Consider the following 25,732-nt stretch of genomic DNA (forward strand, 5'->3'; position numbering starts at 1 on the left):
CGTAACCCCTCACCCGGATCGCATCTTGCGATGCGATCCGACCTCTCCCTATGGGAGAGGTGGACGATGCGGGCACACCTTGACCATATCGCCGCATCGGCTACGGCTTGCCCGGACGCAACTCGACGCCGACGCCCTTGTTGACGAAGCGCAGCGTGTAGGACTTGCGATAGTCGATGTCGGAGCGCACTACGCCGGCCTTGACCATCTTGTCGAAGAAAGAGGTGTAGCGCTCATCGCTCATGGCGCCGATGCCGTTCTTCAGCGATTCTCCGGAATCGACGATGCCGTACTCCTTCATCTTGGCCACGGAATAGGCGAGCAGCTCGTCGGTCATTTCCGGGTTGAGCTTCTTGATCATCGCGTTGCCGGCGGAATTGTCGCCATAGATGTAGTTGTACCAGCCGACGATCGAGGCATCGACGAAGCGCTGCACGAGGTCCGGCTTCTTCTCGACGATTTCGCGGCGGGTCTCGATCAGGGTGGAGTAGGTGTTGAAGCCGGAATCGGCGAGCAGCAGCACGTTGGGCTTGAAGCCCGCAGCCTTCTCCACCGCAAAGGGTTCCGACGTCACATAGCCCTGCATCGCGCTCTTGGGATTGGCGATGAAGGGCTGCGGATTGAAGTTGTAGGGCCGGACGTTCTTCTCGCTGAAGCCGTATTCGGACTTCAGCCACTGAAAATAGCTGGTCATGCCCTCCTTGGAGACGAACAGCGTCAGCGGCTTCAGATCCTCGATCTTGCCGACCTTGGCATCCGGCTGCGTCAGCATCACCTGCGGATCCTTCTGGAAGATCGCGGCGATCGTCACGACGGGCACGTTGTTGGTGACGGCGTCGAACGACATCAGCGTGTTGGCGGCCATGAAGAAATCGATCTTGCCCGCGATCAGCAGCATCCGGTTGTTCTCGTTGGGCCCGCCGGGCACGATGGTGACGTCGAGCCCATAGCGCTTGTAGGTGCCGTCGGCGACTGCCTGGAAGAAGCCGCCATGCTCGGCCTCGGCGACCCAGTTGGTGCCGAAGGAGACCTTGTCCAGGGTCTCCGCCCGCGCCGGCAGGATCGACATGCATGCGGCCATCAAGCCTGCCGTTAACGCTCGCCGCAGATGGATGGGGCGCATGATTGGACTCCGTCGATCGTTCTGGACCATGATAAAACACAAGAATTTCGGGGACGCGGCCGGCCGGGCCACGTCCCCTCGAGACCGCCAAACTACGTTACAAATTCGCGCAAAGAAACCACGATGAGACCTTCCCGTGACTGGACCGACATCCGCTGGAGCGAAGTGGCGCCAACGGAACCGGCGCGCTGGATTGCGGTCTTGCCGCTCGCGGCGACTGAGCAGCACGGGCCGCATCTGCCGCTCGAGACGGATGTGCTGATCGCGGAAGCGTATCTTGCGCGGGTGCGCGAACTCGCGCCCGAAAATCTTCCTGTCACGTTTCTAGGGGTCGAGCGGATCGGAATCTCCACCGAGCATATCGACTATCCGGGCACGCAGACGCTGCCGACCGAGGCCGCACTGAAGCGGTGGACGGGAATCGGCGAGGACGTCGCGCGCGCGGGCCTGAAAAAGCTCGTCATCGTCACCAGCCATGGCGGCAACAGCGCGGCGATGATGCTGGTGGCGCAGGATCTGCGCGCACATCAGAAATTGTTCGTGGTGACGACGTCGTGGTCGCGCCTCTCCGGCGCGGAGCAATTGTTTCCCGCCGACGAAGTGCGGCACGGCATCCATGGCGGCGCGGTCGAGACCTCGATCATGCTGGCGCGCTATCCGTCGGAGGTGCGCAAGGATGCGATCGCGGATTTTGCTTCGAGCAGCATCGCGATGGAGCAGCAATATCGCTGGCTGTCGACGCAGCGGCCTGCGCCGTTCGCCTGGCAGGCGCAGGACCTGCACGCGAGCGGCGCCGTCGGCAACGCAACGCTGGCCTCTGCTGAGAAAGGCGAGCAGCTCGTCGACCAGGGCGCACGGGCCTTCTGCGAGCTGCTGACTGAGGTCGATAACTTCGACGTGAAGAGGCTCGCATCAGGCCCCCTCGCCTAGCCCATATCCCTTTGAGATTACTGGATTATCTTTCCGATTTCGGGGCCAGCTTGGCGGCCTTCGAACCCGAACGCACAAGCCTCCGTCCAACTGAGCACGCGGGCCACAACGGACCGCCTCGCCCCGGATGGAGTTTGAAATGTCGATCAAGACCAAGATTGCCGCCATTACTCTTGCGGCCCTGACTATTACCGCCAGCGTTGCGTCCACCACCTCGACCGCCCAGGCCAAGCCGCTCGGCTGGGGCTGGGGCGTCGGCGCCGGCATCGCCACCGCCGCCGTCGTCGGCACTGCGATCGCCGCCAGCAACGACCCCTATTACTACGGCTATCACCGCTGCGGCTGGGTCGCCCAGTATGACGCCTTCGGCCATTACCTCGGCCGCGTCCGCACTTGCTACTGATCGTACGTCCTTGAGGCCCAATCCCTGAGTGGATCCTGCGTCCGACACGGGCGCCTCATCCACCCCGTGTCGTGCCCCGACCCCGTCCGGTTGTCCCCCCGGGCGGGGTCACCTTTTTTGGCGCGTGAGTTTGTTGCAGTCCCGTCACACAAGGATGCGAACCATCCGCTGCGACATTCTGCACTTGTTGCTATTGAGAATTATTCGCAATAAGCTTCACAACAGGCACAGGGACTTGGGAAGAAATCGCGTCGCACCGCGATCATCTCGTTCGATCGAGTGGACGAGAAGCACCTGATGACAGAATCGCCACGAATCGGCAGGGATATCGCGGCGGGTGGGGCAATTGGCGTTTGGGGGCGTGCGTTTTGACGTTGAGAGATCACCGATATCGGTTATTGCGCACGGCCGCTGCGATCGCCTCGGGCATGCTGATACTTCCCACGGTAAGCCAGGCGGCCGATCTGCCGCTCAAGGCGCCTGCGCTCAAGGCCGTCTATGACTGGACGGGGCTCTATATCGGCGCGCATGTCGGCTACACGTATGGCACTTCGAGCGCGACGCTGACCGACCCCACCGTCGCCACCGACCACAATGTCTTCAACGGCATGACCGGCGGCGTGCAGGCCGGCTACAACTGGCGGCTCAATTCGGGCCTGCTCCTCGGCGTCGAAGGCGACATTTCATTTCCGAACTATCTGCCGTCCAACCACGTCGTGTCATCGGCGGCGACCGCGCTGTCGATCGCGGAGGAGCGCTGGGACTATTTCGCGAGCCTGCGCGCGCGGCTCGGCTACGCCACCGGCGCCTGGTTGTTCTATGCGACCGGCGGTTTTGCCTTTGCGGGTGAGCGCTTCCTCTCGACGCCAATCAACGATGTCGAGGACCGTCGGCTGCATACGCGGCTCGGCTGGGCTGCAGGCGCCGGCGTCGAATATGCCTTCGCGCCGCACTGGACCGCGCGACTCGAATATTTCTATCGCAAGTTCGACGACGCCAGTGTCAGCTTCCCGTCGGGGGTGAACTACGCCTCGACCATGGATCTGCACACCATCCGGCTCGGCCTCAATCGCAAGATCGATTGGCCGGGCATGCCGACCTACAATCCGAAATCAGGCATCACGGACACCGAATCCGATCGCTGGGAAATCCACGGCCAGTCGACCTTCGTGGCGCAAGGCTACCCGGCGTTTCAAGCGCCCTATAGCGGGCCGAACAGCCTGACGCCGGCGCCGCAATACCAGGAGACCTGGAGCAACTCGCTCTATCTCAACGCGCGTCTCTGGGACGGCGGCGAAGTCTATTTCAATCCCGAACTGCTGCAAGGTTTTGGCTTCAACAACACGACGGGCATCGCGGGCTTCACGAATGGCGAGGCGCAGAAATCCGGCTTCCCCTACCCGCATTTCAACGCCTCGCGGTTGTTTTTACGCCAGACCTTTGGCTTCGGCGGCGAACAGGAAGAACTCGCCAGCGGCCAGCTTCAGCTGGCCGACAAGGTCGACATCTCGCGCCTGACGGTGCAGGTCGGCAAATTCTCGGTCGTCGACGTGTTCGACGGCAATGCCTACGCGCACGACCCGCGCAAGGATTTCATGAACTGGTCGATCTGGGCCTCGGGCGCCTTCGACTATGCGGCCGACAAGCTTGGCCTCGGCTATGGCGCGACCGCCGAACTGAACCAGAAACAATGGGCGCTTCGTGCCGGCTACTTCCTGATGGATGCCGAGTCGAACTCGAACAATTTCGACATGAACATCCCCAAGCGCGGCGAATACGTCGCCGAGCTGGAGACGCGTTACTCGCTGTTCGGCCAGCCCGGCAAGCTGCGTACGCTCGGCTTCGTCAACAGTGTCTTCTCCGGCAGCTATCGCGAGACGCTGGACAATCCCGCGCTCAATCTCGACATCGCCCAGACCCGCCGCGGCCGCATCAAATACGGCTACGCCTTCAATCTCGAGCAGGCGATCACCGACGATATCGGCGTGTTCGGCCGCTGGAGCTGGAACGACGGCCACAACGAGATCATGGCGTTCACCGACATCGATCGCAGCCTGTCCGGTGGCGTGTCGGTCAAGGGCACCAAATGGGGCCGGCCCGACGACGTCGTCGCGATCGGCGGCGCCATCAACGGCCTGTCGCAGGATCACCGCGACTTCATCGCCGCCGGCGGATTGGGACCCCTGATCGGCGACGGCCAGCTCAACTACCGCACCGAGCGCGTGCTGGAGACCTACTACGCGCTCGCACTGAACAAGTCGCTGACCTTCACCGCCGACTACCAGCTCATCGTCAACCCCGCCTACAACGCCGACCGCGGGCCGGTGTCGGTGTTTTCAGGACGGCTGCACGGCGAGTTCTGAGCGGCCGCGAACGCCGGGGCCGGAGCGACGTTACCGCTATATCGGGCGACGACACTGCGCGAACCTAACAGCTCTTTTCCTGCACATGCTGGATGCAGGTGCAAATGGTCGTGGCCGGATATTTGACGTCGTAATAGGGAAAGGTCGACGTGGTGGGGCTATTCGTCGAGCAGCGTGGAAACAGGTAGTAGCTGTCGGAAAGCTTTACGGTCCCGGCGATCGAATAGCCCAGATTCGGCGTGTAGTCATAGGAGACCTCACTCAGAATGAGCGAGAGGTTGGCATTGGTCGGATTTTTTGGGTCGGCTGCGGTGAATGAGGACAAGGTCATCTGCTGACCGACGGTCCTTGCTGCCGACGAGCTGTTTGACACGCTCCATTGAACCGTCGCATTGCCGTCTTTGTCGGTAGAAACTTCGGATACCGTGATCGTAATGAGCGAAGCGCCACTGGCATTCTTGATCGGATAGGGCGCCATGATGGCCGTCGCAGCCCCAAGGATGGCTTGCATCCGGGCGTCCGTGACCTGCGTATTCTGCGACACCATGTCGGCGAGGCTGTGCGCGGTCTCGCTGACCTTGACGTTCATCGCCAACCCGTTCCCGAGCTCGACGCCGCCGACGTAGAGCACCAGCATGAACGGCAGCACGATGGCGAACTCCGTCGCCGCCACGGCTTTGACGTCGGTGCACAGGTCCCGCGCGCGAGATGACAGGCTGGCGATCATGAGTAACTCCTAAGAGGACGGCTCGTTCTGGAAAGCGGCAGACCCCATGATCTCCCGACCGCCGCTGGCAAGATTCGACAGATTGAAACCAAGCGGCCCCAGGACGACCGGCCATACGTATATGACCCGGAGAACGACGATATCGCCGGCGGTTCCGGGATTGAATTGCCAGACATTCGTGACCTTGCCCTGGCTGTCGAACGTCAGCGCGGGAGTGCTCGTGTTTGCTGCCGTCCACGAATTGGCAACCTGCACGTCGACCATCAAGCCCTGGCAATCGAAGAATATGACGACCTGGTTGCACACTTGCTGCGCGAATGCAGCCTGGGTCATCTGTGCACTCTGTACCTGCCCGGTCGCGATGAGACGGGCCGACTGGCGCACGACCGCTTCGAGAGACTGCTGGGCGAAAAACACCAGAAACGTCTGAATGAGCGCGATGATGAGCGCGAGGAACGGCGCAGCGACGAGCGCGAACTCGACGGCCGTGGCCCCCTTGTTGTCCGCGAGGAAGGCGACGCAGCCCTTGCGTCTCTTCGTTGATGCGACTTCCGGCTCGCTCATGGTGCTTTCCCTACTGCACGAGGCTGGCCGTGGCGGACACGACATTGAGGAACAGCTTCGTCAGCGCATCCGGAATCTTGTCGCTGCTGTCAACATCCGCGAACAGACCGGGCGATGCGCAGGATTTCAGCCGTTGTGCGATCGTGCCCGTCGACGAGGATGGGTTGTTGAACTGTGAAATCCTGGTGTTGTACCAGCCATCCGTCGTCAGCTGCAAATACTCGGTGTAGAGGACCGCGATGCGAATGCCGCGGTTCTTAATGGTCGTGCATATCGTTGCATCGAGTGGCTGCTGGCATCGCCAGTACGAAGTTTTGTTCACGGTGACCTTCGGAAGCGGATAGGTGGCGTTCGCGTCGCAGCTCGTGCTGGTCGTGACGAGCTTGTCGTCGACCCCGTCCGTGATGAGGAAGACCACCTCCTGCGGGGTGTCATTCGATTGATTAGTGCCACCGCCGGGGTTGGGCATGATGGAACTGGCGTCCTTTCCGAGCGTCGTGAGCGCGCCCGAGATGTCCGTTCCGTAGTCGGTGTTGCAGCTCGTGGTGGTGACGCAGTTCTGGTGATCAACCGTCATGAGCTGAATATTGGAAATCTGACCGGCGGCGGTGGTCGGGGTGGTGAGCTTTTGGATCTCATTGAGGCCGGTGTCGAAGGTGTAGAGGGCCGCCTGGTAGGTCGTGTTGTTGAGCGCCGCCATGCACTGCATGACGCCGCCTGAAACACCCGCCTGCGGGCACGTCCATGGCCCAGCCAGCAATTGCGTGACCGCAGCCTTCACGAAATCGATACGCAACGTAATGTTGTTCGTACGCGCGATGCTCAGGTTGTCTACAGTTGATGCGGTCGCACCGCTGTCTTTGCTGGGATTTGTTTCATGGCAGGCGAATGCGCAGCTCTTTGAGGCTGAAGGCTGGCTACTTGTGGCGGCGATCATGGCGGTAATGGCGCTGCTGGTCGCTGCAATCGCCATGGACGGCGAGTCGTCCAGCAGCAGATAGAAATTCATGTTGGGCGCGCTCGAGGCCCGCGCTGTCGACGAGCCGTTGACTGGCCACGTCTGGCTGCCGAGAAAGAGCGGAAAATTATTGATGGACTGCGCGCTGTATGTAACCTTGATGGTCCGCTGCAGCCCGGAATCGGTGACTGTGACCGTCGGGACCGGCGTTGACGACAGACCGGCAAGACTAGCCTTCGCCGCAAACACGGCCTTCGCGGTCGCCTCGACCACGGTGGAGTCGGTCTGCGTCAGCATCGCCGGCCTCACGGCCGCGATTGCAGCTGCGTCCGCGGCTGCATCAAGCTGCTCGCGCTTGCGCAAGGCTTGCGTGTAGTCGAGCGCCATGCCCAACAGATAGATCGTCGGGATCATCACGAGCGCGAAGATGACGGCAACGTTGGCCTTACGATCTCTCGCGAAACGAAGCACTGAGCGGCGGAGCATGATCTTTACCCTGATTGCCGTCGCTGCGGCGAAAACGCTTTCCTGAAATGTTGCGGTCGCAGGAGCCGTTAGACTTCTCCATCGATCGCACGCTCGACACGCGGAAATATGGGAACGGCCTCGTTAATCAACGTTTACAGGCAATACATAGACATGGCCTGAAACCGAACCGGATGTGCCACATTGAGAAGGCATCATTAATGTCGGCTAAACAGGTTCCCAGAAACCTGGCCTCGAAAATCCGCGCCGGCGCAGGAAAGCGCTCTCGCCTGAGCCGCCTGGAGGCGCGCATCCAACCGGCACAGCCTGCCGGGACGGCGCGGAAAGATGCGACAATTTTGCCAAAGGCCGACGAAATCGGTCGAGGCATTCATATATAGGGTGAGTTGCCGGCAGGTCTCCGGCCGAAGCCTTTCCAACCATCTTGCACAATGCTCTCGCTCGAACTCCTCATCGTCGTCCTGCTGATTGTCATTAACGGCCTGTTGTCCATGTCGGAGCTGGCGGTCGTCTCCTCGCGGCCGGCCCGGCTCTCGATGCTGGCGGCCAAGGGGGTGCGCGGCGCCGAGCGCGCGCTGGCGCTGGCGTCCGATCCCGGAAAGTTTCTCTCGACGGTGCAGATCGGCATCACGCTGGTCGGCGTGCTCTCCGGCGCGTTCTCGGGCGCAACGCTCGGGCAGCGGCTGTCGCAATGGCTGGTCGAGCTCGGCTTGTCGGCGGGCATCGCCGACATCGTCGGCGTCGGCATCGTCGTAACCCTCATCACCTATACGACGCTGATCGTCGGCGAGCTGGTGCCCAAGCAGGTGGCGCTGCGCGATCCTGAAAGCATCGCGGTCAAGGTCGCGCCGGTGATGGACTGGCTCGCGAGGATCTCGCTTCCGCTGGTGGTGCTGCTGGATCTCTCCGGCAAGCTGATCCTGACGCTGCTCGGCCGCGGCGGCAAGGCGGAGGAGACGGTCTCGGAGGACGAGATCCATCACCTCGTCAGCGAGGCCGAGAGCGCCGGCGTGCTGGAGCCGGGTGAGAGGGAGATGATCGCCGGCGTGATGCGGCTCGGCGACCGTCCGGTCGGCGCCGTCATGACGCCGCGGACCGATGTCGACGAGATCGACCTCAACGACGCGCCGGAGACGATCCGCGAGATCATGTCGAAAAGCCCCCATTCGCGCTTTCCCGTGTCCGACGGCGACCGCGACAAGCCGATCGGCGTGCTCCAGGCCAAGGATCTGCTCGTCGCATACATGAACGCGCGCACGCCCGATCTGCGCGCGCTCGTGCGCGACGCGCCGGTGATTCCGGCCTCCGCCGATGCGCGCGACGTGCTGGCGATCCTGAAGGCGGCGCCGGTGCATATTGGCCTCATCTACGACGAATACGGCGCCTTCGAAGGCGTGGTCACCGCGGCCGATATTCTGGAATCCATCGTCGGCGCGTTCCATTCCGAGGAAGGCCCGCCGGAGCCGGCCTACGTCACGCGCGCCGACGGCTCGCTGCTGGTCTCGGGCTGGATGCCGGTCGATGAATTCGGCGAGCTGCTCGGCTTCGAGCTGCCGCCGCATCCCCGCTACAACACCGTGGCCGGCCTCGTGCTGCAACACTTCAACGTGCTACCGAACGTCGGCGACGCGTTCGACCTCGGCAGCTGGCATCTCGAAGTCGTCGATCTCGACGGCCGGAGGATCGACAAGATCCTTGCGAGCCGGAAAAGTGAGCAGGCGGCGGCGTGAGCTACCTCTTCACTCGTCGTCCGAGGGCGTACGCAGCGCGAGCCCGGGACGACGGTTGAGTTTGGGGCGCTACCGCGCGTCACTCGAGATTCACTTCTCGCGCTTTTGAGAATCGTCGGTAGTTCTCTGCCTGTCGTCGGCGCGGTTGCTCGCATCGGGCGTTCGATCCTGCTTGCCGCTGCTATCGAACGCGCCGCCACGGCCCACGGTATCCGACGCCCCCTGTTCCTTCCGCGGCTCGCGGCCGTAGCGTGGAGTGCCGTCCGCCGTCGTGCCGACGACGGCGTGCGACGGACTTGCGGGATATCCTCCGCCTTGCGCCATGGCCGTGGGCGATAGTGCAAGCCAGAGTAAAGCGGCCATGCTCGCTGTCCTCATGATCGCCTCTCGGCTCAACGCGCGCGTTGCAGGACAATGCAGATCGAGTGTTGAGGGTTTCAACGCGCGAGGCCGCGGCTCAGCCGAATTTCACGCCGATGCGCTTTTCCTTGCGCCACACCGCGGTGCAGGACAGATGCCTTCCATCAGCCTGGACGAAAAGCGTGAAATGCTCGGGGATGCCGACCGGGCTGGTGACGTCGAGCGCGGCGCCTGTGTCCGAGAAGTTGCGGACGGCGCAGTCGATCGCGCCGCCGCCGAACTCGATGGTTCCGGCCTTGAGCACGCGGTGCCGTGACTGGATTCGCCGTTCGTCCATGGATCGGGCCGGGCCCTCACAGAACCGGCTGGAACGTATCCGCCCGCGCCATCCGCCAGGCATCGCGGAAGCGCGGGTCTTCGGTGCCTTCGAGCAGCTCCCCAGACCGCAGGGCCGGATAGAGCTGCGCGAACGACTTCACCTCGGTGGTCGAGGTGCGCTGGGCGAAGTGGATCGGGCGCAGCTCCTGCGGATGCTCGAGGCCGGCCGCGGCGATCAGCTCGGAGAGCGAGTGCAACGTCGCATGGTGATAGTTGTGCACGCGGTCGATCTTGAGTGGCACGTAAAGCGCGCGGGCGCGCGTCGGGTCCTGCGTGGCGACACCGGTCGGGCAGCGGTCTGTATGACAGCTCAAGGATTGGATGCAGCCGAGCGAGAACATGAAGCCGCGCGCCGAATTGCACCAGTCGGCGCCGATCGCCATGGCGCGCGCCATGTCGAAGGCGGTCGCGACCTTGCCCGACGCGCCGATCTTGATGCGGTCGCGCGCGTTGATGCCGACCAGCGCATTGTGCACGAAGTTGACGCCCTCACGCATCGGCATGCCCAGATGATCCATGAACTCGAGCGGCGCAGCACCGGTACCGCCTTCATTGCCGTCGACGACGATGAAGTCCGGGTAGATGCCGGTCTCCAGCATGGCCTTGCAGATCGCCAGGAACTCCCAGGTATGGCCGATGCACAGCTTGAAGCCGGCCGGCTTGCCGCCGGAGAGTTTTCGCATCTCGGCGATGAACTGCATCATCCCGATCGGGGTGGAGAAGGCGCGATGCGAGGCCGGCGAGATGCAGTCCTCACCCATCTTGACGCCGCGGATCTTTGAAATCTCTTCAGAGACCTTGGCCGCCGGCAGCACGCCGCCATGGCCGGGCTTGGCCCCCTGGCTGATCTTGAGCTCGACCATCTTGATCTGGTCTTCGGTTGCAACTTTGGCGAAGGCGTCCGGATCGAAGGTGCCATCGAGATGCCGGCAGCCGAAATAGCCCGAGCCGATCTCCCAGATGATGTCGCCGCCCATCTCGCGGTGATAGGGGCTGACGCCACCCTCGCCGGTGTCGTGGGCGAAGCCGCCTCTCTTCGCGCCGGCATTCAGCGCGCGCACGGCGTTGGGGCTGAGCGCGCCAAAGCTCATGGCCGAGACGTTGAACACCGATGCGGAATAGGGCTTCGTGCAGTCCGGCCCGCCGATGGTGATACGGAATTTCTCATCGGACCGCGTCTTCGGCGAGACCGAGTGATGCATCCATTCATAGCCCTCGCGATAGACGTCCTCCTGTGTGCCGAAGGGCCGCTTGTCGAGCTGCATCTTGGCGCGCTGGTAGACCACCGCGCGGGTGTCGCGCGAGAACGGCATCCCGTCCTTCTCGCTCTCGAAGAAATACTGCCGCATCTCCGGGCGGATTTCCTCGAGCAGGAAGCGCATATGCGCCGAGATCGGGTAGTTGCGCAGGACCGCGTGGCCCTTTTGCAGGAGATCGCGGACGCCGAGCAGCGTGAGCCCGCCGAAGATCACGATGGGAATGATCAGGATGTCGAAAATCTTGCGGTCGGCGATGCCGAAGCCGATCAGGAGGGCGGTAACGACCGCGCAGATCGTCAGCACGATGAAACGCGGCGAGAACGGGAGCAGCAGGGTCTCCATGACGCCCTGTTCGAGAGGTCCCCTGGGCTGGTTGTGCGCTTTATTGACGTTGGACACGATCACATCCTCTCGTCGGGCTGACGGGCTACTATACGGCTGCGCCTTCATACGGATATGACGCGGCTTCCGGTTTCAGGCTACCGAATTCGGCCAGCGCAAATCAATCCGCCGGGCGGGCGGGCTGCTGCAGTGCAATAGACTGGATTGGAATGAGGCACGGACGGTGCCCGGATCGGCTCAACGATACGCGAAGACTTGTAGCCACCGTCTCGCGCCACAACTCCAGCCGGGGCTCTCGCGACGAGCGCAAGCGCTCGCGCGGAGTCCCGGGCTCGCGCCTTTCGCGCCCCCGGGATGACGATGGGAAAGTTTGGCGAGAGTGGGGGCGCCACTCTCCGCGCGGAGATCAGCGCTCCACGAAGGCCTTTTCGATCACGAAATGGCCGGGCTCGCTGCCGGAGCCCTCAGTGAAGCCGCGGCCTTCGAACATGCCGCGGAGTTCTTCGAGCATCGCCGGGCTGCCGCACATCATGATGCGGTCGGTTGCGATGTCGAGCGGAGCCTGGCCGATGTCGTTGAAGAGCTGCGCGGAGTTGATGAGGTCGGTGATGCGGCCGCGGTTCTTGAACGGCTCGCGGGTCACGGTCGGATAATAGACCAGCTTCTCGGACAGCATCGGCCCGAACAGTTCGTCATCGCGCAAGGTCGCGACGAGCTGCTCGCCATAGGCGAGCTCGGAGACCTGGCGACAGCCGTGAACCAGCACGATGGTCTCGAACCGGTCATAGACGTCGGGGTCCTTGATCAGGCTCGCGAACGGCGCGAGGCCGGTGCCGGTCGACAGCAGGAGAAGCCGCTTGCCGGGAATGAGGTTGTCGGCCACGAGCGTGCCGGTCGCCTTGCGGCCGACCAGGATGGTGTCGCCTTCCTTGATCTTCTGGAGGCGCGAGGTGAGCGGGCCGTCCTGGACCTTGATCGAGAAGAACTCGAGCTCTTCCTCGTGATTGGCGCTCGCCATGCTGTAGGCGCGCAGCAACGGACGGCCGTCCACTTCGAGGCCGATCATCGCGAACTGGCCATTCTGGAACCGGAAGCCGGTGTCGCGGGTCGCGCGGAAGCTGAACAGGGTATCGGTCCAGTGCTGGACGGAAAGGACCTTCTCTCGATAAAACGCGCTCATGTGTTTCGATATTCCGAATCTATGCGGTTTTGAACAAAAGGGTTGCCCGGCCCCTTCGACGTTGGGGGCGAACACCACTGTCATGGCGGATGATTTCGCGTCGTTGATGTACGCCATTGAGGTCAATAATCAACCTCGTTCGTGCAGCAATTGATGCCGATCAAACCGGCCCTTCCCGTTGATTTGTAAGGATAATTAACGATTTTCTCTTTTCGGGCCGCATTGCAGCAATTTCTTTGCCTAAACGGCGCAGCTGGCAGCACTTAATTTCCATTTCGCTCGCGAGAAATTCATTAAGAATAGCTGTGCTTTTGGCCATGGCAGACCGCCGATTCCGGCATGAAGCGATCTTTTGGCGGGACAAGCATGATGCCAAACAATGAACGGATATTCGTCCAGGCGATACGGAGCTATTGCGCGCGGCATGGCGTCGCCATCGACGTGCGCGCAGACGGCTGGCTGATCGCGATGGACCGGGGCGAGACCCGCCGCTTCGCCTTCGGCTACGACATCGGTCTCAACAGCGCGATTGCGCATCGCCTCGCGAACGACAAATCGGCCACATCAGAGGTGCTCGCGCTGGCGGGCGTGCCCTCTATCGCCCATCACCTCTTCCTCAATCCGAAGTTGGGCGAGCACGTCGCCGGACCGCGGTGGTGGGAGGCAATGCTCCGGCTCTTGATCCAGAATCCGCAAGGGCTCGTGGTGAAGCCAAACGAGGGTACGGCCGGCCGGTCAGTCGTCAAGGTGACAGGCAGCGCCGAGCTCGAACGCGCCGTGAGCGAGGTCTTTGCGATGAGCCTGGGCCTCGTGATCGCGCCCTATGTCGATATCGAGGACGAGGTCCGGGTCATTCTCCTCGATGAGACGCCGATGGCGGTCTATGGCAAGGAGCGGCCGTCGGTCACCGGCGACGGCGTGCAGACGCTGCGCGAACTGGCGCGCGCGGTGCCCAAGGTGAAGCTGGATGATCTCGACGCGCACGCGCTCGACGCCGTCGTTCCAAAGGGCGAGCGGCGCGTCCTCACCTGGCGCCACAATCTCGATGCCGGCGCGAAGCCCGTTCTCATTGAGGGCGGCGAGACGCGCGCGGCCTGCGCAAAACTCGCGATCGATGCCGCCCGCGCCATCGGCATCACCTTCGCATCCATCGACCTCGTCCGTGTCGATGGCGTGTGGAAAGTGCTCGAGATCAACTCCGGCGTGATGATGGAGGCGCTGGGGAAGCTGTATCCGGAACTCGTTCAGGCAACGTATGACGCGGCGCTGGACCGGGTGTTCGGATAGCGGGCCATTAGGCGAACGCTGGCCTGCCGTTGAACCGAAGCGGCGGCTGCAGGCCGGCGCACCGTTGATCTACGTCAAGGTCGGCTGATCCCTGGTCCTCACGTTAGGTTCGGCCGCACATGGGCTGCCGTAGTTTCGCACGCGCGAGGAGGAGGATCACCATGCATCGGAGGAAGCATCTTTCGATCAAGTCCGTCACAGTTACGGGGATCGCTGCCAGCGTCCTGTTAGGATTTGCAGGCGTCACTCTCAATCCAGCACCAGCCAAAGCGGTCGTGTACTGCCAGTACATTGATTATCCGCCCAGTTGCGTCGCAAGAGCAGGCGTCGTGCTCAGGCCCCGGCCGGTGGCACGTGCCGCGGTCCGCGCTGGCACGGCCGGTCCAGGCAATTGGAATGGGGGCGTCAATCGCGTCGGGGTTCGGCGGTAAGGGCTTCTTTTGCGGGTCACGAGCCCTTGGCGGCAGCCGGTGCGCCAGGTTCTTGGTCCGCCACGCGACCGCTGCACCCTCTCCCCTTGTGGGAGAGGGTGGCTCGCCGCGCAAGCGGCGAGACGGGTGAGGGGTCTCTCTCCGCGAGTGACCTCGCGAAGTTGAGTATGTGGATGCAACCCCTCATCCGGCGCTTCGCGCCACCTTCTCCCACATGGGGAGAAGGGACAGCAGCGAGCGTGAGGCTCGAGTGCTGCTCAATCGTAGGCGCTAATTATTCGCGCCCGGCGAATCGTCCATTGCCTTGAAGGCTTCCTCGAGCTGCAGCGAGATCGGCACGTTGAGCCGTTCGCCGGTCGGCAGCCGCGCCACGAACCACTTGTTGTAGAGCGGGACGAGATCGTGGTTGGAGCCGAGCTTGCGGAAGGTGCGCTCGACGACGGCCGATAGTTGCGGCTCGTTCTTGCGGAACATGATGCCGTAGGGGTCGTAGGACAGGTAATCGCCGGTGACGCGGAACTTGTCCTGCGCCTTGTGGCGCACGATCAGGCCGTAGAGCAGGATGTCGTCGGTCGCGAACGCGTCAGCCTTGCCGTCGGCCAGCATCTGGAACGACTGCTCGTGATCGGGCGAGGTGATGATGTTGAGGCCGAGCGAAAACTTCTTGTCGACCGCATGCATCGCCTGCTCGTTGGTGGTGCCCTTGGTCACCACCACCGTCTTGCCCTTGAGGTCGGTGACCCCGGACACGGTGGACGCCTTCGGCACCATCAGCTTGGTGCCGGCCACGAACATCAGAGGTGAGAACGCGACGCGCTTGGCGCGCTCGGCATTGGCCGTGGTCGAGCCGCATTCTAGGTCGATCTTGTTCTGGAGGACCGCGTCGATGCGGTCGTCCGAGGTGACCTTGACGTAATCGATCCGCAGGTTTGGATCGTCAACCTCGATGCCAATCTCCTCCACGATGGCCTCGCAGAGCTCGAGGCTGTAGCCGATCGGCCGGCCCGCCTGATCGAGGAAGGAGAACGGCAGCGAGCTTTCGCGATAGCCGAGCCGCACCACATGGGCGCTCTTGATCGCTGACAGCGTCGGGCTCAACCCTTCGCTGCCGCCGGTCTGCCCCGAGGCTCCCGTTGCCAGCACGCATGCCAGCAACAGGCCTGCCGATATCGCCGATATCAGGCGCATGACGCGCTCCCGTCAGTGGCCGGCCATCGCGGGCACTTCGCCCGGCACCATGTCCGGCGTGGGAGCCTCACCCGGTCCGAGCGCATGCTCGGGCCCGAGTTCGCCTTCCCACTTCGCGACCACGGCGGTGGCGAGCGAGTTGCCGATCACGTTGGTGGCGCTCCGCCCCATGTCGAGGAAAGTGTCGATGCCCATGATCATCAGCAGGCCCGCCTCGGGGATGCCGAACTGGGAGAGCGTCGAGGCGATCACCACGAGCGAGGCACGCGGCACGCCGGCAACGCCCTTGGAGGTGATCATCAGCGTGGCGAGCATCGCAAGCTGCGTCGCGAGCGGCATCTCGATGTGATAGGTCTGCGCGATGAAGATGCTCGCGAAGGTGCAGTACATCATCGTGCCGTCGAGATTGAAGGAATAGCCGAGCGGCAGCACGAAGCTGGAGATCCGCGAGGAGGCGCCGAACTTGGTCAACCCCTCCAGCGTCTTCGGATAGGCGGCCTCCGAACTCGCGGTCGAGAACGCGATCATCAGCGGCTCGCGGATCAGCCGCAACAGATGGCTGTAGCGCGGCCCGATCGCGATGAAGCCGACGATGACCAGGATGGCCCAGAGGATCATGAGCGACAGGTAGAAGCCGCCCATGAACACGACGAGCTTCCACAGCACCAGGAGGCCGTTCTTGGCGACGGTTGCGGTGATGGCGGCCCAGACCGCGAGCGGCGCGAACAGCATCACATAGCTCGTCACCTTCAGCATGATGTGGGCGACGTCGTCGATCAGTTGCAGGATTGGCTTCGAGCGCTCAGGCATGGCGCCCATCGCGACCGAGAAGAACACGGCGAAGATCACGATCTGCAAGATCTCGTTCTGCGCCATCGCATCCGCGATCGAGGTCGGGATCAGATGGGTCAGGAACTTCTCGATCGAGAAGGCCGAAACGGGCAATCCCGTCGACTGCCCCTTCTCCGGCAGCGTGCCGGGGAAATTCGCGCCGGGCTGGAGCAGATTGACCATCACGAGGCCGAGCATCAGCGACACGAAGGAGGCGCTGACGAACCAGCCCATGGTCTTGGCGAAGATCCGCCCGAGCCTTGCGCCCGAGCCCATATGCGCGATTCCGCCGACCAGGGTTGCGAACACCAGCGGCGCGATGATCATCTTGATCAGGCGCAGGAACATCATGGCGATCAGGTTGATCGAGGCCGCCCATTCGGCACGGGTGTCGGGCATGAAATTGTAGATCGCCGACCCCACAATGATGCCCAGCACCATCGCGGCCAGAATGTATTGCGTGAACCTGTTCGACATTTCTTACCCCCACGTACACCGGCGTTTCATAGTGTCGCAGATTTTGACAGCGACGCAACACGCTTGGCGGGCGCCCGCGTTGGCCGGATGTTCCCGTTGTGAAAATGGGTGGAGCGATCTAGCTTTCACGCAGCGCACAACGGATGCGGCTTGCATGTTTTCTGCGCGACATCTGCATCAATAAAAGTCAAACAATTAGAGAGGGGATGACCCATGAGCGGGACCGTCAATCGCCAGATTCTCCTGGTGGAGAAGCCGAGCGGCAAGCTTGGACCGGAGCATTTCAAGATGGTCGAAGGCACCGTGCCGGAGCCGAACGACGGCGAGGCGCTGTTGCGCGTGCGCTACATCTCGCTCGATGCTGCCAACCGAGCCTGGATGCATGGCGCAACCTATCGCTCGGCGGTCGAGGCCAACAGCGTGATGGCCGGCGGCGCCATCGCCGAGGTCGTCAGCTCCAAGGCAGCGGGGATCGCTGCCGGCGATATCGTGTTCGGCGATACCGGCTGGCAGGATTACGCCGCGGTGCCCGCAAAGCATCTTACAAAGATGCCGAAGCTCGAGCCACTGACGCATCTGCTCAGCGTATTCGGCATCGCCGGCCTCACCGCCTATTTCGGCCTGCTGGAGATCGGCAAGCCCAAGGAGGGCGAGACGGTCGTTGTCTCGGCGGCTGCCGGCTCGGTCGGATCGATCGTCGGACAGATCGCCAAGATCAAGGGATGTCGCGTGATCGGCATCGCCGGCGGCGAGGACAAATGCAACTGGCTCACCTCGGAACTCGGCTTCGATGCCGCGGTCGATTACAAGGACGGCGCGGTATTCAAGGCGCTGCGCGCGGCTGCACCTGATGGCATCGACGTCTATTTCGACAATGTCGGCGGCGACATTCTGGAAGCCTGCCTGCCACAGATGAACAATTACGGCCGTATCGCCTGCTGCGGTGCGATCTCGCAATATGACGGCGCGCCGTCCGCGCATGGCCCGCGCGGCGTGCCCGGCTTGATCGTGGTGAAGCGGCTCGTGATGCAGGGCTTCATCGTGATGGACTACATGAACCAGAGCCAGCGTGCGCTCACCGACCTGCAAGCCTGGGTCAAGTCGGGACGGTTGAAGGTGCAGGAGGACATCATTGGCGGCCTCGAGAACACGCCGCGGGCGCTGATCGGGTTGCTTGCGGGCGAGAACCGCGGCAAGCGCATGGTCAAGCTCTGACGATGTTGTCCCGCCACATTCGGCGGGCATAATCTACTTGCGGTAGAGGCCAAAGCGGCCAATGATGCCGCGCGCGAGATGACCCTCGCGCCGATTGCGATCATATGACTTTTTCGAAGCTCCGATTTTCAAGGCATGAGCTTCCAAGGGCAGGAATTGACGCAAATGTTCGACAGCTCGAGAATTGTCGCAACGCGCAACGCGTTGCTGGCGGCGGCTCTCTTCGCAACTGCAGCACCGATCTTCGCGCAGGCTCCGACCGACGCTCAGAAGAGTGCGATCCGGTCCGCGTGCCGCGCCGACTATCAGGCGCATTGCGCGAGCGTGACGCCGGGCGGCGCCGAGGCGCTGCAATGCCTGAACAAGAACATGTCGAGCCTGTCGTCGGCCTGCCAGAGCGCGGTGCGCGCGATCGAACCGGCGGCTGCGCCAAAGACAGAAGCCGCCCCGGCCGCACCGAAAGCAGAATCGGCGCCTGCCGCCGAACCCGGCAAGCCGGCCGCCACGACCGAAGCACCCAAGGCCGAGACACCCAAAGCCGCCGCGGCGAAGCAGCCGGGCAGCGCACAGGTGTCCGTAATCAAGAGCGCCTGCCGCTCCGACTATCCAAAAGTCTGCGCCGGCGTGCCGCCCGGCGGCGCGCCCGCGCTGGAATGCCTGGAAAAGAACAAGGCGAAAGTCTCGCCCGCCTGCGCGAAGGCGGTGAGCGCCGCGACCGGCGGTGGCGGCGCTCCCGCCGCCGCAGCGACTGCGGGCGCGGCCCCAACGGCGGCTGCACCTGCAGCAGCGCCGACGGTGATCGTGCTGCGGCCCTTGCGGCCACGCGAAGAACTGCTCATCGTGCGTTCGGCATGCGACGGCGATGTCCGGACATTGTGCGCCGGCGTGGCACCGGGCGGCGGCCGCATCGCGCAGTGCCTCGCAACCAACGCGGCCTCGCTGTCGCCCGCCTGCAAGGAGGTCCTGGCCCCCTTCGCCACGCGCTAAGATCGCGCTAGGATCGTACAACGCCGCGCATGGCCAGTTCCGCGCGGCGATGTCTAGCGGCGTGCGCAGACGATACCGCCACAGAGAGGTTGCTGACTCTTCGATTTTGATCACGATAAGACCGGGAGGAGACCATGCGTTCATGCCTGCTTATTGCGTCCGCGATCCTCGCCTTCGCGGCGACGATGGTCGTCGAAGCGCCCGACGCCAATGCCGTGGTGTGCGCGCGCGGCGTCTATCGCGCCGGATGCGCCGGGCCGAATGCCGCGGTGGTGGTCAGGGAGCCGGTTCCGGCGGTGAGGTGCTCCACGGTGCTGGTGAACGGCGCCTGGGTGAAGCGCTGCGTCTGAGGACCCGACGATCATGGCTCTGGCGCCGCGGGCCGGGCCAGACCAGTTCAGCTCGAGATAACAAGCACACTGTCAATCAGGGAGGACGACGTTGCGGATCGCCGTGATTGGCGGAGGGCCTGGCGGGCTTTACTTCGCCTATCTCTGGAAAAAGCGTCACCCCGACGACCAGGTCGACCTGTTCGAGCAGAACCCGGCCGACGCGACCTGGGGCTTTGGCGTGGTGTTCTCGGATGAGGCGCTGGAGTTCCTCCGCGCCGACGATCCCGAGACCGTCGACGCGATCACGCCGCACATGGAGAGCTGGGAAAACATCACGCTGAACCTGAACGGGGACAGCGTTGCCATCGACGGCGTCGGCTTCTCCTCGATCGGGCGGCTCGATCTCCTGAAATTCCTCCAGCAGCGCGCGATCGATGCCGGCGTCACGCCGCGCTTCGACACGCAGATCCATTCGATCGATCAGCTCAACGGCCATGATCTGATCGTCGCCGCCGACGGGCTCAACTCGCTGGTGCGCCGCGCGTTCGAGGGCGATTTCGGAACCTCGCTGTCCTACTGCTCCAACAAATTCGTCTGGTACGGCACCTCGAAACGCTTCGACACGCTGTCCCAGACCTTCGTGAAGACCGACCGCGGCGCCTTCAACGCCCATCACTACCGCTACTCGCCGACCATGAGCACCTTCCTGGTCGAGTGCGACCATGCCACCTGGCAGGCCTATGGCTTTGCCTACAAGGACGTCGAGCAGTCCAAGGGCGTGTGCGAGGAGGTCTTTGTGGACACGCTCGGCGGCCACTGCCTGGTCTCGAACAAATCGGTCTGGCGCAATTTCCCCTGGGTCTGGAACGAGCACTGGTCGTTCAAGAACATGGTGCTGATCGGGGATGCCCTGCACTCGGCACATTTCTCGATCGGCTCGGGCACGCGACTCGCGATCGAGGACGCGATTTCGCTGGTGAAGGCGCTGGAATCCGACGCGCATCTTGCCACCGCGCTCCACCGCTACCAGGCCGAGCGCAAGCCGATCGTGCAAAAGCTCGTCAGCGCCGCGCGCACCTCGGCCGGCTGGTACGAGCACTTTGCCGAGCACATGAAGCTCGACCTGATGGATTTTGCCTACAGCTACATCACCCGCTCCGGGCGGATCGACGATGCGCGCCTGCGCCATATGTCGCCGGCCTTCATGGCGCGCTACGAGGCGGAAAAGAACGGTGGGAGCGCACGCCAGGAAGACGGCGGTGGGTGAGGCGCGCGTGCAGCCTCACTCACATCGCCACCCTCACCCCGCCTTCCCCAGATGCTCCAGCGCGTCTTCGGCGCGCAGGGGGACGCGGGAGGCTTCGTTGTTGAGATCGACGAGCTGCACGAGCAGCGTCATCAGCGTCTTGCGGTCGGCGGGCTTGAGCGGCTCCAGCATGCGCGCCTGCGCGCGCTCGACTGCGGGGATGATGTCCTTGAGGATCCCAGCACCTTGCCTGGTCAGATAGAGCAGCTTGATCCGCTTGTCCTCGGTCGCCGGCTTGCGCTCGATATAGTCCTTGGCCTGGAGCCGCTCGATGACGCTGCCGAGGGTCGAACGGTCGAAGGCGATCACCGCCGACAGCCGCGTCGCATCGATGCCGGGATGGGTGTGGATCGCAACCAGCGCCGCATATTGCACCGGCGTCAGGTCGAACGCCTTGCACTCCTCCATGAAGATCGAGACCGCGATCTGCTGCATGCGCCGGAACAGATAGCCCGGCGCGGCATAGACCGCGTCCATCGTGATCGGAGGAGCAGGCTTACTCGGCATCGGGCTGCTTCTCTGGGGCAGCATTCGCGAAGGCCGGCAGCGCCTTAGCCGCGGCCTCCGCCTGGAGCAGGCGCGGATAGGCCGAGACGTCGACGCCGAAGCGGCGGGCATTGCCGAGCTGCGGCACCAGGCAGAGATCGGCGAGCGTCGGCGCGTCGCCGAAGCAGAACGGCCCCACTTCGTCTTTCACCAGCGTCTCGCAGGCCGAAAGCCCCTCGCGATTGACCCAGGCGGCCCATTCCTGAACCTTCTCTTCCGCCAGCCCAAGCTCGCGCAGGCGCGCCAGCACTTTCAGGTTCTGCACCGGATGGGTGTCGCAGGCGATCGCCAGCGCAAACGCGCGCACCTTGGCGCGGCGCAAGCTATCCTTGGGCAGCAGCGGCGGGTTGGGGTGGTTCTCATCCAGCCATTCGATGATGGCGAGCGACTGGGTGAGGATTGTGCCCGCATCGTCCTCCAGCGCCGGCACCAGCCCTTGCGGGTTGATGGCGAGATAGGCCGGCGCACATTGCTCGCCCTTGCGCAAATGATGCGGCAGGTGAGCGGCGGTCAGGCCCTTCAGGTTCAGAGCGATCCGCACCCGGTAGGCCGCGCTTGAGCGGAAATAGCCGTGCAGCTTCATCGGAATCCTCCCTCATTATCTTTCCCGTCATTCCGGGGCGATGCGCCAGCATCGAACCCGGAATCTCGAGATTCTCAGGTGCGCAATTGCGCACCACGGTTCTCGCTTCGCGAGCCCCGGAATGACGGCGTGTCAAGTTGACGCTACCTAGATTGGCAGTATACTGTCAATCTACAAAACGAACGGGAGGCTCGCCATGGAAGCCGTAGCGAAGACGCCGGAACGCGAAGCGTTCTACAGGAAAATCGACGGCGAAAACCTCACCGCGCTCTGGACCGTGATGAGCGATTTGATCACGCCGGAGCCGAAAAGCGCCTGCCGGCCGCATTTGTGGAAGTTCGACATCATCCGCGACTACATGACCGAAGCGGGCAGGCTGATCACCGCCAAGGAAGCCGAGCGGCGGGTGCTGATCCTGGAAAATCCCGGCCTCCGCGGGCAGTCGAAGATCACGACCTCGCTCTATGCCGGCGTGCAGATGGTGGTGCCCGGCGACGTCGCGCCTGCGCATCGTCACAGCCAGTCGGCCTTGCGCTTTGTGCTCGAGGGCAAGGGCGCGCACACCGCCGTTGACGGCGAGCGCACCGCGATGGAGCCCGGCGACTTCATCATCACGCCATCGATGACCTGGCACGATCATTCCAACGAGACGGATGAGCCGATGTTCTGGCTCGACGGTCTCGACATCCCCCTCGTACAATTCTTCGACTGCTCATTCGCGGAAGGCGCCAAGGAGGATCAGCAGAGGATCACCAAACCCGCTGGCGACAGCTTTGCGCGCTACGGCCACAATCTGCTGCCGGTCGACGTGAAGCGATCGTCGAAGACCTCGCCGATCTTCAGCTACCCCTATGCCTACACCCGCGAGGCCCTGGAAAAAGCCAAAGCGCGCGAGGAATGGGACGCCTGCCACGGCTTGAAGCTGAAGTTCAGCAACCCCGAGACCGGCGACTACGCGATGCCGACCATCGGCACGTTCATCCAGCTCCTGCCAAGGGGTTTCAAGACCGCGCGCTATCGCTCCACCGATGCCACCGTGTTCTGCGCCATCGAAGGCAAGGGTCGCACCCGCATCGGCGATGCGACCTTCGAATGGGGCCCGCGCGACCTGTTCGTGGCGCCGAGCTGGCACTGGGTAACGCACGAGGCCGAGACCGACGCCGTGTTGTTCAGCTTCTCCGATCGCCCGGTGCAGCAGAAGCTCGACCTCTTCCGCGAGGATCGCGGGAACGTGTGACCACGAGCTGCTCGCCAAACGTTCCGTGTCGTCCCGGCGAAGGCCGGGACCCATACCGCGTGATCTATCCTTGGCGCGCGGTGCTCATCCCGAACGACGAATCTTCGCCAAACTTCTCCCTGGGGTAATGGGTCCCGGCCTTCGCCGGGACGACGGTGGAAGTTGTGGCGCGCATCTCCATCCACATCGTCATTGCGAGCGCAGCGAAGCAATCCAGAATCTTTCCGCGGAGACAGTCTGGATTGCTTCGTCGCTTCGCTCCTCGCAATGACGAACCTGGCTAGCGCCAGTGCAACAGCCGCGTTTCCAGCCAGTTGATCACCTTCCCGACCGCAAGCCCGAATACCGACAGGATCACTACGCCCGCAAGCAGCTGATCCGTCTGCATGAGATTGCCGGCCTGGAGCACGAAGGCGCCGATGCCGAACTGGGCGCCGATCATCTCGGCGCTGACAACAAGCAGGAGCGCCACCGACGCGGTGATGCGGAAGCCGGCGAGGATCGAGGGTAGCGCGCCCGGCCAGATCACCTTGCGCACGATGGTCGCGAACGGGACGTTGAAGCTCTGCGCCATGCGGATGAGGTTGCGCGGCACCGCATCGACACCGCTGTAGACCGAGATCGCGGTCGAGAAGAACACCCCGAGCGCAATGGTCGCGATCTTTGGTTCTTCGCCGATGCCGAGCCAGAGGATGAGCAGCGGCAACAGCGCGATCTTCGGGATCGGGAACAGCGCCGAGATGAAGGTGATGCCGACGCTGCGCGCCAGCCGCGACAGACCAATGGCAAAGCCGACGGCGACGCCCGCCGCGGTGCCGACCAGCCAACCGATGCCGATGCGCAGCAGCGAGGCCGAGAGATGCTGCCAGAGCGCGCCGGAGATCGCGAGTTCGTAGATCGCACGCGCGATCGCCGATGGCGCCGGCAGGAACAGCGGATTGACGAGGCGCGCGCTGCCGGCGATCTGCCACATCGCGATGACGAGCGCGAGCGCGACCCACCCGCCAAAGCGGCTGCTCGCCGGCACGAAGCCCGCGCCGCGGAAGCGGACCGGCCGCGTCACCACGTCCTTTGCTAGCGTCTCGGCCTGGGTTGCGCGATCAAGCATGCTGGACCTCGCGCTCGGCATCGATCGCCTCGTTGCGGATCAGCGACCAGATCTGGTTCTGGAGCATGAGCAGTTTTTCACGCGCAGCAGGCTCGCCGCGTTCGGCGCGCGTCATCGGTATCGTGACGACCTCGCGAATGCGGCCCGGCCGCCGCGACAGCACCACGATGCGGTCGGCAAGGCGAGCGGCCTCTTCGAGATTGTGGGTGACATAGACCGCGCCCATGCCGCCATCGGCGAGCAGGCCGACGAAGTCTTCCATCAGGAGCTCGCGGGTCTGCGAATCCAGCGCAGAGAGTGGCTCGTCCATCAAGAGAATTGCGGGTCTCACCGCAAGCGCGCGCGAAATGCCGACGCGCTGGCGCATGCCGCCGGAGAGCTGCTTTGGATAGGCCGTGCGAAAATCAGTGAGGCCGGTACGGCGCAGGGCATCGCCAACCTGCGCGCGGCGCTGCGCGGGCGAGAGCTGGGTGTGCAGCAGTGCGAATTCGACGTTCTCCTCCACCGTGGCCCAGGGCAGCAGCGCAAAATCCTGGAACACGAAGGTCAGCGGATTGAGGCTGTCCGCAGGCGGCGCGCCGCGCAGTTCCGCAGCGCCCGATGACGGCAGCAGCAGCCCGCCGAGGATCGACAAGAGCGTGCTCTTGCCGCAGCCCGACGGCCCGACAATCGCCACCACCTCGCCCGCGCTGACGGTAAAGGAGACGTCATCGAGCACAGCGAGCTCGCCGAAGCGGTGAGTGATGTGGTTGGCGATCAGGTCCATGCGGTCTCGTCCATCTCCCGTCCGTCGTTCCGGGCTCGCCCTCCGGGCGCCCCGGAATGACGAACAAAGCAATCAATCCGCCTTCACATATTCCTTCGCGATGATCGCGTCCGCGTCAAAGCCCTTGTCGGCAAAACCCTGCGCTTGCAGCCATTTGATCTGGTTGTCGACGTTCTTCACGTCCAGCTTGCCGTCCGGATCGATATAAGCGCAATTGCCGACCACCTGCTCGACCGGCAGGTTGGTGTACTTTGCGATGATCTCGAGCAGCGGTTTTGTCTGCTCGTTAATCGGCACGGTGCTGTCCTTCATCGCGGTCAAAATGACGTCGTGATATTCGCGATCGGCTTTTGCCAACGCACCGAGCAGCTTCGTCACCAGCACCTTGTTGGCGAGCGTCTTGGGCGAGGCGAAGACGGCGCCGAGCTGCCAGGGCGTCTCGTCGCCGACCCAGCCCAGGAATTTCGCGCCGCCTTCGTCCATCAGCTTTCGCGCGGTGGAGATGGGAAGCAGCGCGGCGTCGACGGTCTCGCCCTTCAGCGCAGCCGCCGCATTCGACAGCGACTGCAGCGGCACGATCTTCACGTCTGATAGCTTGAAGCCATATTTGTCCGCGAGCAGGCCGAGCGAATAGT

The 25,732-nt window shown here is 63.4% G+C and carries 27 protein-coding genes and 1 pseudogene; 12 read left to right on the forward strand and 16 right to left on the reverse strand.

All coding sequences use genetic code 11. From position 1 onward, the window contains the following. Window positions 1–100: 100 nt before the first annotated feature. A complete protein-coding gene (locus YUU_RS0102310) occupies window positions 101–1,123 on the reverse strand; it encodes an ABC transporter substrate-binding protein (RefSeq protein ID WP_027520896.1) in 1,023 nt (340 codons plus the stop codon). Window positions 1,124–1,246: 123 nt separating this feature from the next. Between YUU_RS0102310 and YUU_RS0102315 the strand changes: the two genes are divergently transcribed. The 3 genes from YUU_RS0102315 (at window position 1,247) to YUU_RS0102325 (ending at window position 4,819) form a co-directional block, all read left to right on the forward strand. Beyond that, window positions 1,247–2,053: a creatininase family protein gene (locus YUU_RS0102315; RefSeq protein WP_027520897.1), complete on the forward strand. Its 807-nt coding sequence runs from the start codon at window positions 1,247–1,249 to the stop codon at window positions 2,051–2,053. Between the two features lie 139 nt (window positions 2,054–2,192). After that, a complete protein-coding gene (locus YUU_RS0102320; RefSeq protein WP_027520898.1) occupies window positions 2,193–2,456 on the forward strand; it encodes a hypothetical protein in 264 nt (87 codons plus the stop codon). Window positions 2,457–2,884: 428 nt separating this feature from the next. Next, on the forward strand, window positions 2,885–4,819 hold the full coding sequence (locus YUU_RS0102325) for a carbohydrate porin (protein WP_051389596.1): 1,935 nt from the start codon (window positions 2,885–2,887) through the stop codon (window positions 4,817–4,819). A 64-nt stretch (window positions 4,820–4,883) separates the two neighbouring features. Here the strand turns inward: YUU_RS0102325 and YUU_RS0102330 are convergent, their stop codons facing one another. Genes YUU_RS0102330 through YUU_RS0102340 form a run of 3 tightly spaced genes read right to left on the reverse strand, consistent with a single transcriptional unit; the run spans window position 4,884 to window position 7,554 of the window. After that, a complete protein-coding gene (locus tag YUU_RS0102330; RefSeq protein ID WP_027520900.1) occupies window positions 4,884–5,546 on the reverse strand; it encodes a TadE/TadG family type IV pilus assembly protein in 663 nt (220 codons plus the stop codon). 9 nt (window positions 5,547–5,555) lie between these two features. Further along, the gene (locus tag YUU_RS0102335; RefSeq protein ID WP_027520901.1) at window positions 5,556–6,110 is read right to left on the reverse strand and encodes a TadE/TadG family type IV pilus assembly protein; all 555 of its coding nucleotides are present in this window, start codon (window positions 6,108–6,110) and stop codon (window positions 5,556–5,558) included. Between the two features lie 10 nt (window positions 6,111–6,120). Beyond that, window positions 6,121–7,554, reverse strand: coding sequence for a TadE/TadG family type IV pilus assembly protein (locus tag YUU_RS0102340; protein WP_027520902.1), 1,434 nt, complete (start codon window positions 7,552–7,554; stop codon window positions 6,121–6,123). Between the two features lie 14 nt (window positions 7,555–7,568). Here YUU_RS0102340 and YUU_RS60835 point away from each other — a divergent pair, with 14 nt between their 5' ends. Further along, window positions 7,569–7,934 carry a hypothetical protein gene (locus YUU_RS60835; RefSeq protein WP_156944046.1) on the forward strand — a complete coding sequence of 122 codons (366 nt, stop codon included), beginning with the start codon at window positions 7,569–7,571 and terminating at the stop codon, window positions 7,932–7,934. Between the two features lie 51 nt (window positions 7,935–7,985). Continuing rightward, window positions 7,986–9,284, forward strand: a complete 1,299-nt coding sequence (locus YUU_RS0102350) for a hemolysin family protein (RefSeq protein ID WP_027520904.1) — start codon at window positions 7,986–7,988, stop codon at window positions 9,282–9,284. Between the two features lie 90 nt (window positions 9,285–9,374). Here YUU_RS0102350 and YUU_RS0102355 read toward each other — a convergent pair whose 3' ends face one another. The 5 genes from YUU_RS0102355 to YUU_RS58305 form a co-directional block, all read right to left on the reverse strand. After that, window positions 9,375–9,647: a hypothetical protein gene (locus tag YUU_RS0102355; RefSeq protein WP_156944047.1), complete on the reverse strand. Its 273-nt coding sequence runs from the start codon at window positions 9,645–9,647 to the stop codon at window positions 9,375–9,377. A gap of 94 nt (window positions 9,648–9,741) precedes the next feature. Next, complete coding sequence (locus YUU_RS0102360; protein ID WP_027520906.1) at window positions 9,742–9,981, reverse strand: PilZ domain-containing protein; 240 nt, start codon at window positions 9,979–9,981, stop codon at window positions 9,742–9,744. 16 nt (window positions 9,982–9,997) lie between these two features. Next, the gene (locus YUU_RS0102365) at window positions 9,998–11,623 is read right to left on the reverse strand and encodes an FMN-binding glutamate synthase family protein (protein ID WP_035660748.1); all 1,626 of its coding nucleotides are present in this window, start codon (window positions 11,621–11,623) and stop codon (window positions 9,998–10,000) included. Between the two features lie 406 nt (window positions 11,624–12,029). Next, entirely contained in the window at window positions 12,030–12,803 is a 774-nt protein-coding gene (locus tag YUU_RS0102370) for a ferredoxin--NADP reductase (protein WP_027520908.1), read from the reverse strand. A 160-nt stretch (window positions 12,804–12,963) separates the two neighbouring features. Next, the gene (locus tag YUU_RS58305) at window positions 12,964–13,122 is read right to left on the reverse strand and encodes a hypothetical protein (RefSeq protein ID WP_156944048.1); all 159 of its coding nucleotides are present in this window, start codon (window positions 13,120–13,122) and stop codon (window positions 12,964–12,966) included. Between the two features lie 50 nt (window positions 13,123–13,172). On the opposite strand from YUU_RS58305, the gene YUU_RS0102375 reads away from it, so the two are divergent. Both YUU_RS0102375 and YUU_RS60995 read left to right on the forward strand, forming a co-directional pair. Beyond that, window positions 13,173–14,090 carry a RimK family alpha-L-glutamate ligase gene (locus YUU_RS0102375; RefSeq protein ID WP_027520909.1) on the forward strand — a complete coding sequence of 306 codons (918 nt, stop codon included), beginning with the start codon at window positions 13,173–13,175 and terminating at the stop codon, window positions 14,088–14,090. A 161-nt stretch (window positions 14,091–14,251) separates the two neighbouring features. Continuing rightward, entirely contained in the window at window positions 14,252–14,521 is a 270-nt protein-coding gene (locus tag YUU_RS60995) for a hypothetical protein (RefSeq protein WP_084801316.1), read from the forward strand. Window positions 14,522–14,791: 270 nt separating this feature from the next. Here the strand turns inward: YUU_RS60995 and YUU_RS0102380 are convergent, their stop codons facing one another. Both YUU_RS0102380 and YUU_RS0102385 read right to left on the reverse strand, forming a co-directional pair. Beyond that, window positions 14,792–15,709 carry an amino acid ABC transporter substrate-binding protein gene (locus tag YUU_RS0102380; protein ID WP_027520910.1) on the reverse strand — a complete coding sequence of 306 codons (918 nt, stop codon included), beginning with the start codon at window positions 15,707–15,709 and terminating at the stop codon, window positions 14,792–14,794. 12 nt (window positions 15,710–15,721) lie between these two features. After that, on the reverse strand, window positions 15,722–17,017 hold the full coding sequence (locus YUU_RS0102385) for a dicarboxylate/amino acid:cation symporter (protein ID WP_027520911.1): 1,296 nt from the start codon (window positions 17,015–17,017) through the stop codon (window positions 15,722–15,724). A 213-nt stretch (window positions 17,018–17,230) separates the two neighbouring features. On the opposite strand from YUU_RS0102385, the gene YUU_RS0102390 reads away from it, so the two are divergent. The 4 genes from YUU_RS0102390 to YUU_RS0102410 all read left to right on the forward strand — a co-directional run bounded on the left by YUU_RS0102390 (window position 17,231) and on the right by YUU_RS0102410 (window position 20,818). Further along, window positions 17,231–18,232 carry an NADP-dependent oxidoreductase gene (locus YUU_RS0102390; RefSeq protein WP_027520912.1) on the forward strand — a complete coding sequence of 334 codons (1,002 nt, stop codon included), beginning with the start codon at window positions 17,231–17,233 and terminating at the stop codon, window positions 18,230–18,232. 165 nt (window positions 18,233–18,397) lie between these two features. After that, on the forward strand, window positions 18,398–19,219 hold the full coding sequence (locus YUU_RS0102400; RefSeq protein WP_027520913.1) for a cysteine rich repeat-containing protein: 822 nt from the start codon (window positions 18,398–18,400) through the stop codon (window positions 19,217–19,219). 134 nt (window positions 19,220–19,353) lie between these two features. After that, a complete protein-coding gene (locus tag YUU_RS0102405) occupies window positions 19,354–19,569 on the forward strand; it encodes a hypothetical protein (RefSeq protein ID WP_027520914.1) in 216 nt (71 codons plus the stop codon). Between the two features lie 91 nt (window positions 19,570–19,660). Beyond that, the gene (locus tag YUU_RS0102410; RefSeq protein ID WP_027520915.1) at window positions 19,661–20,818 is read left to right on the forward strand and encodes an FAD-dependent monooxygenase; all 1,158 of its coding nucleotides are present in this window, start codon (window positions 19,661–19,663) and stop codon (window positions 20,816–20,818) included. A gap of 33 nt (window positions 20,819–20,851) precedes the next feature. On the opposite strand, the gene YUU_RS0102415 is transcribed toward YUU_RS0102410, so the two are convergent. Then, a complete protein-coding gene (locus YUU_RS0102415) occupies window positions 20,852–21,364 on the reverse strand; it encodes a MarR family winged helix-turn-helix transcriptional regulator (RefSeq protein WP_027520916.1) in 513 nt (170 codons plus the stop codon). Continuing rightward, the gene (gene maiA / locus YUU_RS0102420; RefSeq protein WP_027520917.1) at window positions 21,354–21,986 is read right to left on the reverse strand and encodes a maleylacetoacetate isomerase; all 633 of its coding nucleotides are present in this window, start codon (window positions 21,984–21,986) and stop codon (window positions 21,354–21,356) included. The genes YUU_RS0102415 and maiA overlap by 11 nt, the downstream gene beginning before the upstream one ends. Window positions 21,987–22,182: 196 nt before the next feature. Here maiA and gtdA point away from each other — a divergent pair, with 196 nt between their 5' ends. Further along, entirely contained in the window at window positions 22,183–23,223 is a 1,041-nt protein-coding gene (gtdA, locus tag YUU_RS0102425; RefSeq protein ID WP_027520918.1) for a gentisate 1,2-dioxygenase, read from the forward strand. Window positions 23,224–23,503: 280 nt separating this feature from the next. Here the strand turns inward: gtdA and YUU_RS0102435 are convergent, their stop codons facing one another. The 3 genes and pseudogenes from YUU_RS0102435 to YUU_RS49925 all read right to left on the reverse strand — a co-directional run. Continuing rightward, entirely contained in the window at window positions 23,504–24,331 is an 828-nt protein-coding gene (locus tag YUU_RS0102435) for an ABC transporter permease (protein WP_027520919.1), read from the reverse strand. Continuing rightward, the gene (locus YUU_RS0102440) at window positions 24,324–25,097 is read right to left on the reverse strand and encodes an ABC transporter ATP-binding protein (RefSeq protein ID WP_027520920.1); all 774 of its coding nucleotides are present in this window, start codon (window positions 25,095–25,097) and stop codon (window positions 24,324–24,326) included. The genes YUU_RS0102435 and YUU_RS0102440 overlap by 8 nt, the downstream gene beginning before the upstream one ends. Before the next feature lie 72 nt (window positions 25,098–25,169). After that, window positions 25,170–25,732 (reverse strand): annotated as a pseudogene (locus YUU_RS49925) (ABC transporter substrate-binding protein); the annotation flags it as partial.

Source organism: Bradyrhizobium sp. Ec3.3 (assembly GCF_000472925.1).
Taxonomy (GTDB): Bacteria; Pseudomonadota; Alphaproteobacteria; order Rhizobiales; family Xanthobacteraceae; genus Bradyrhizobium.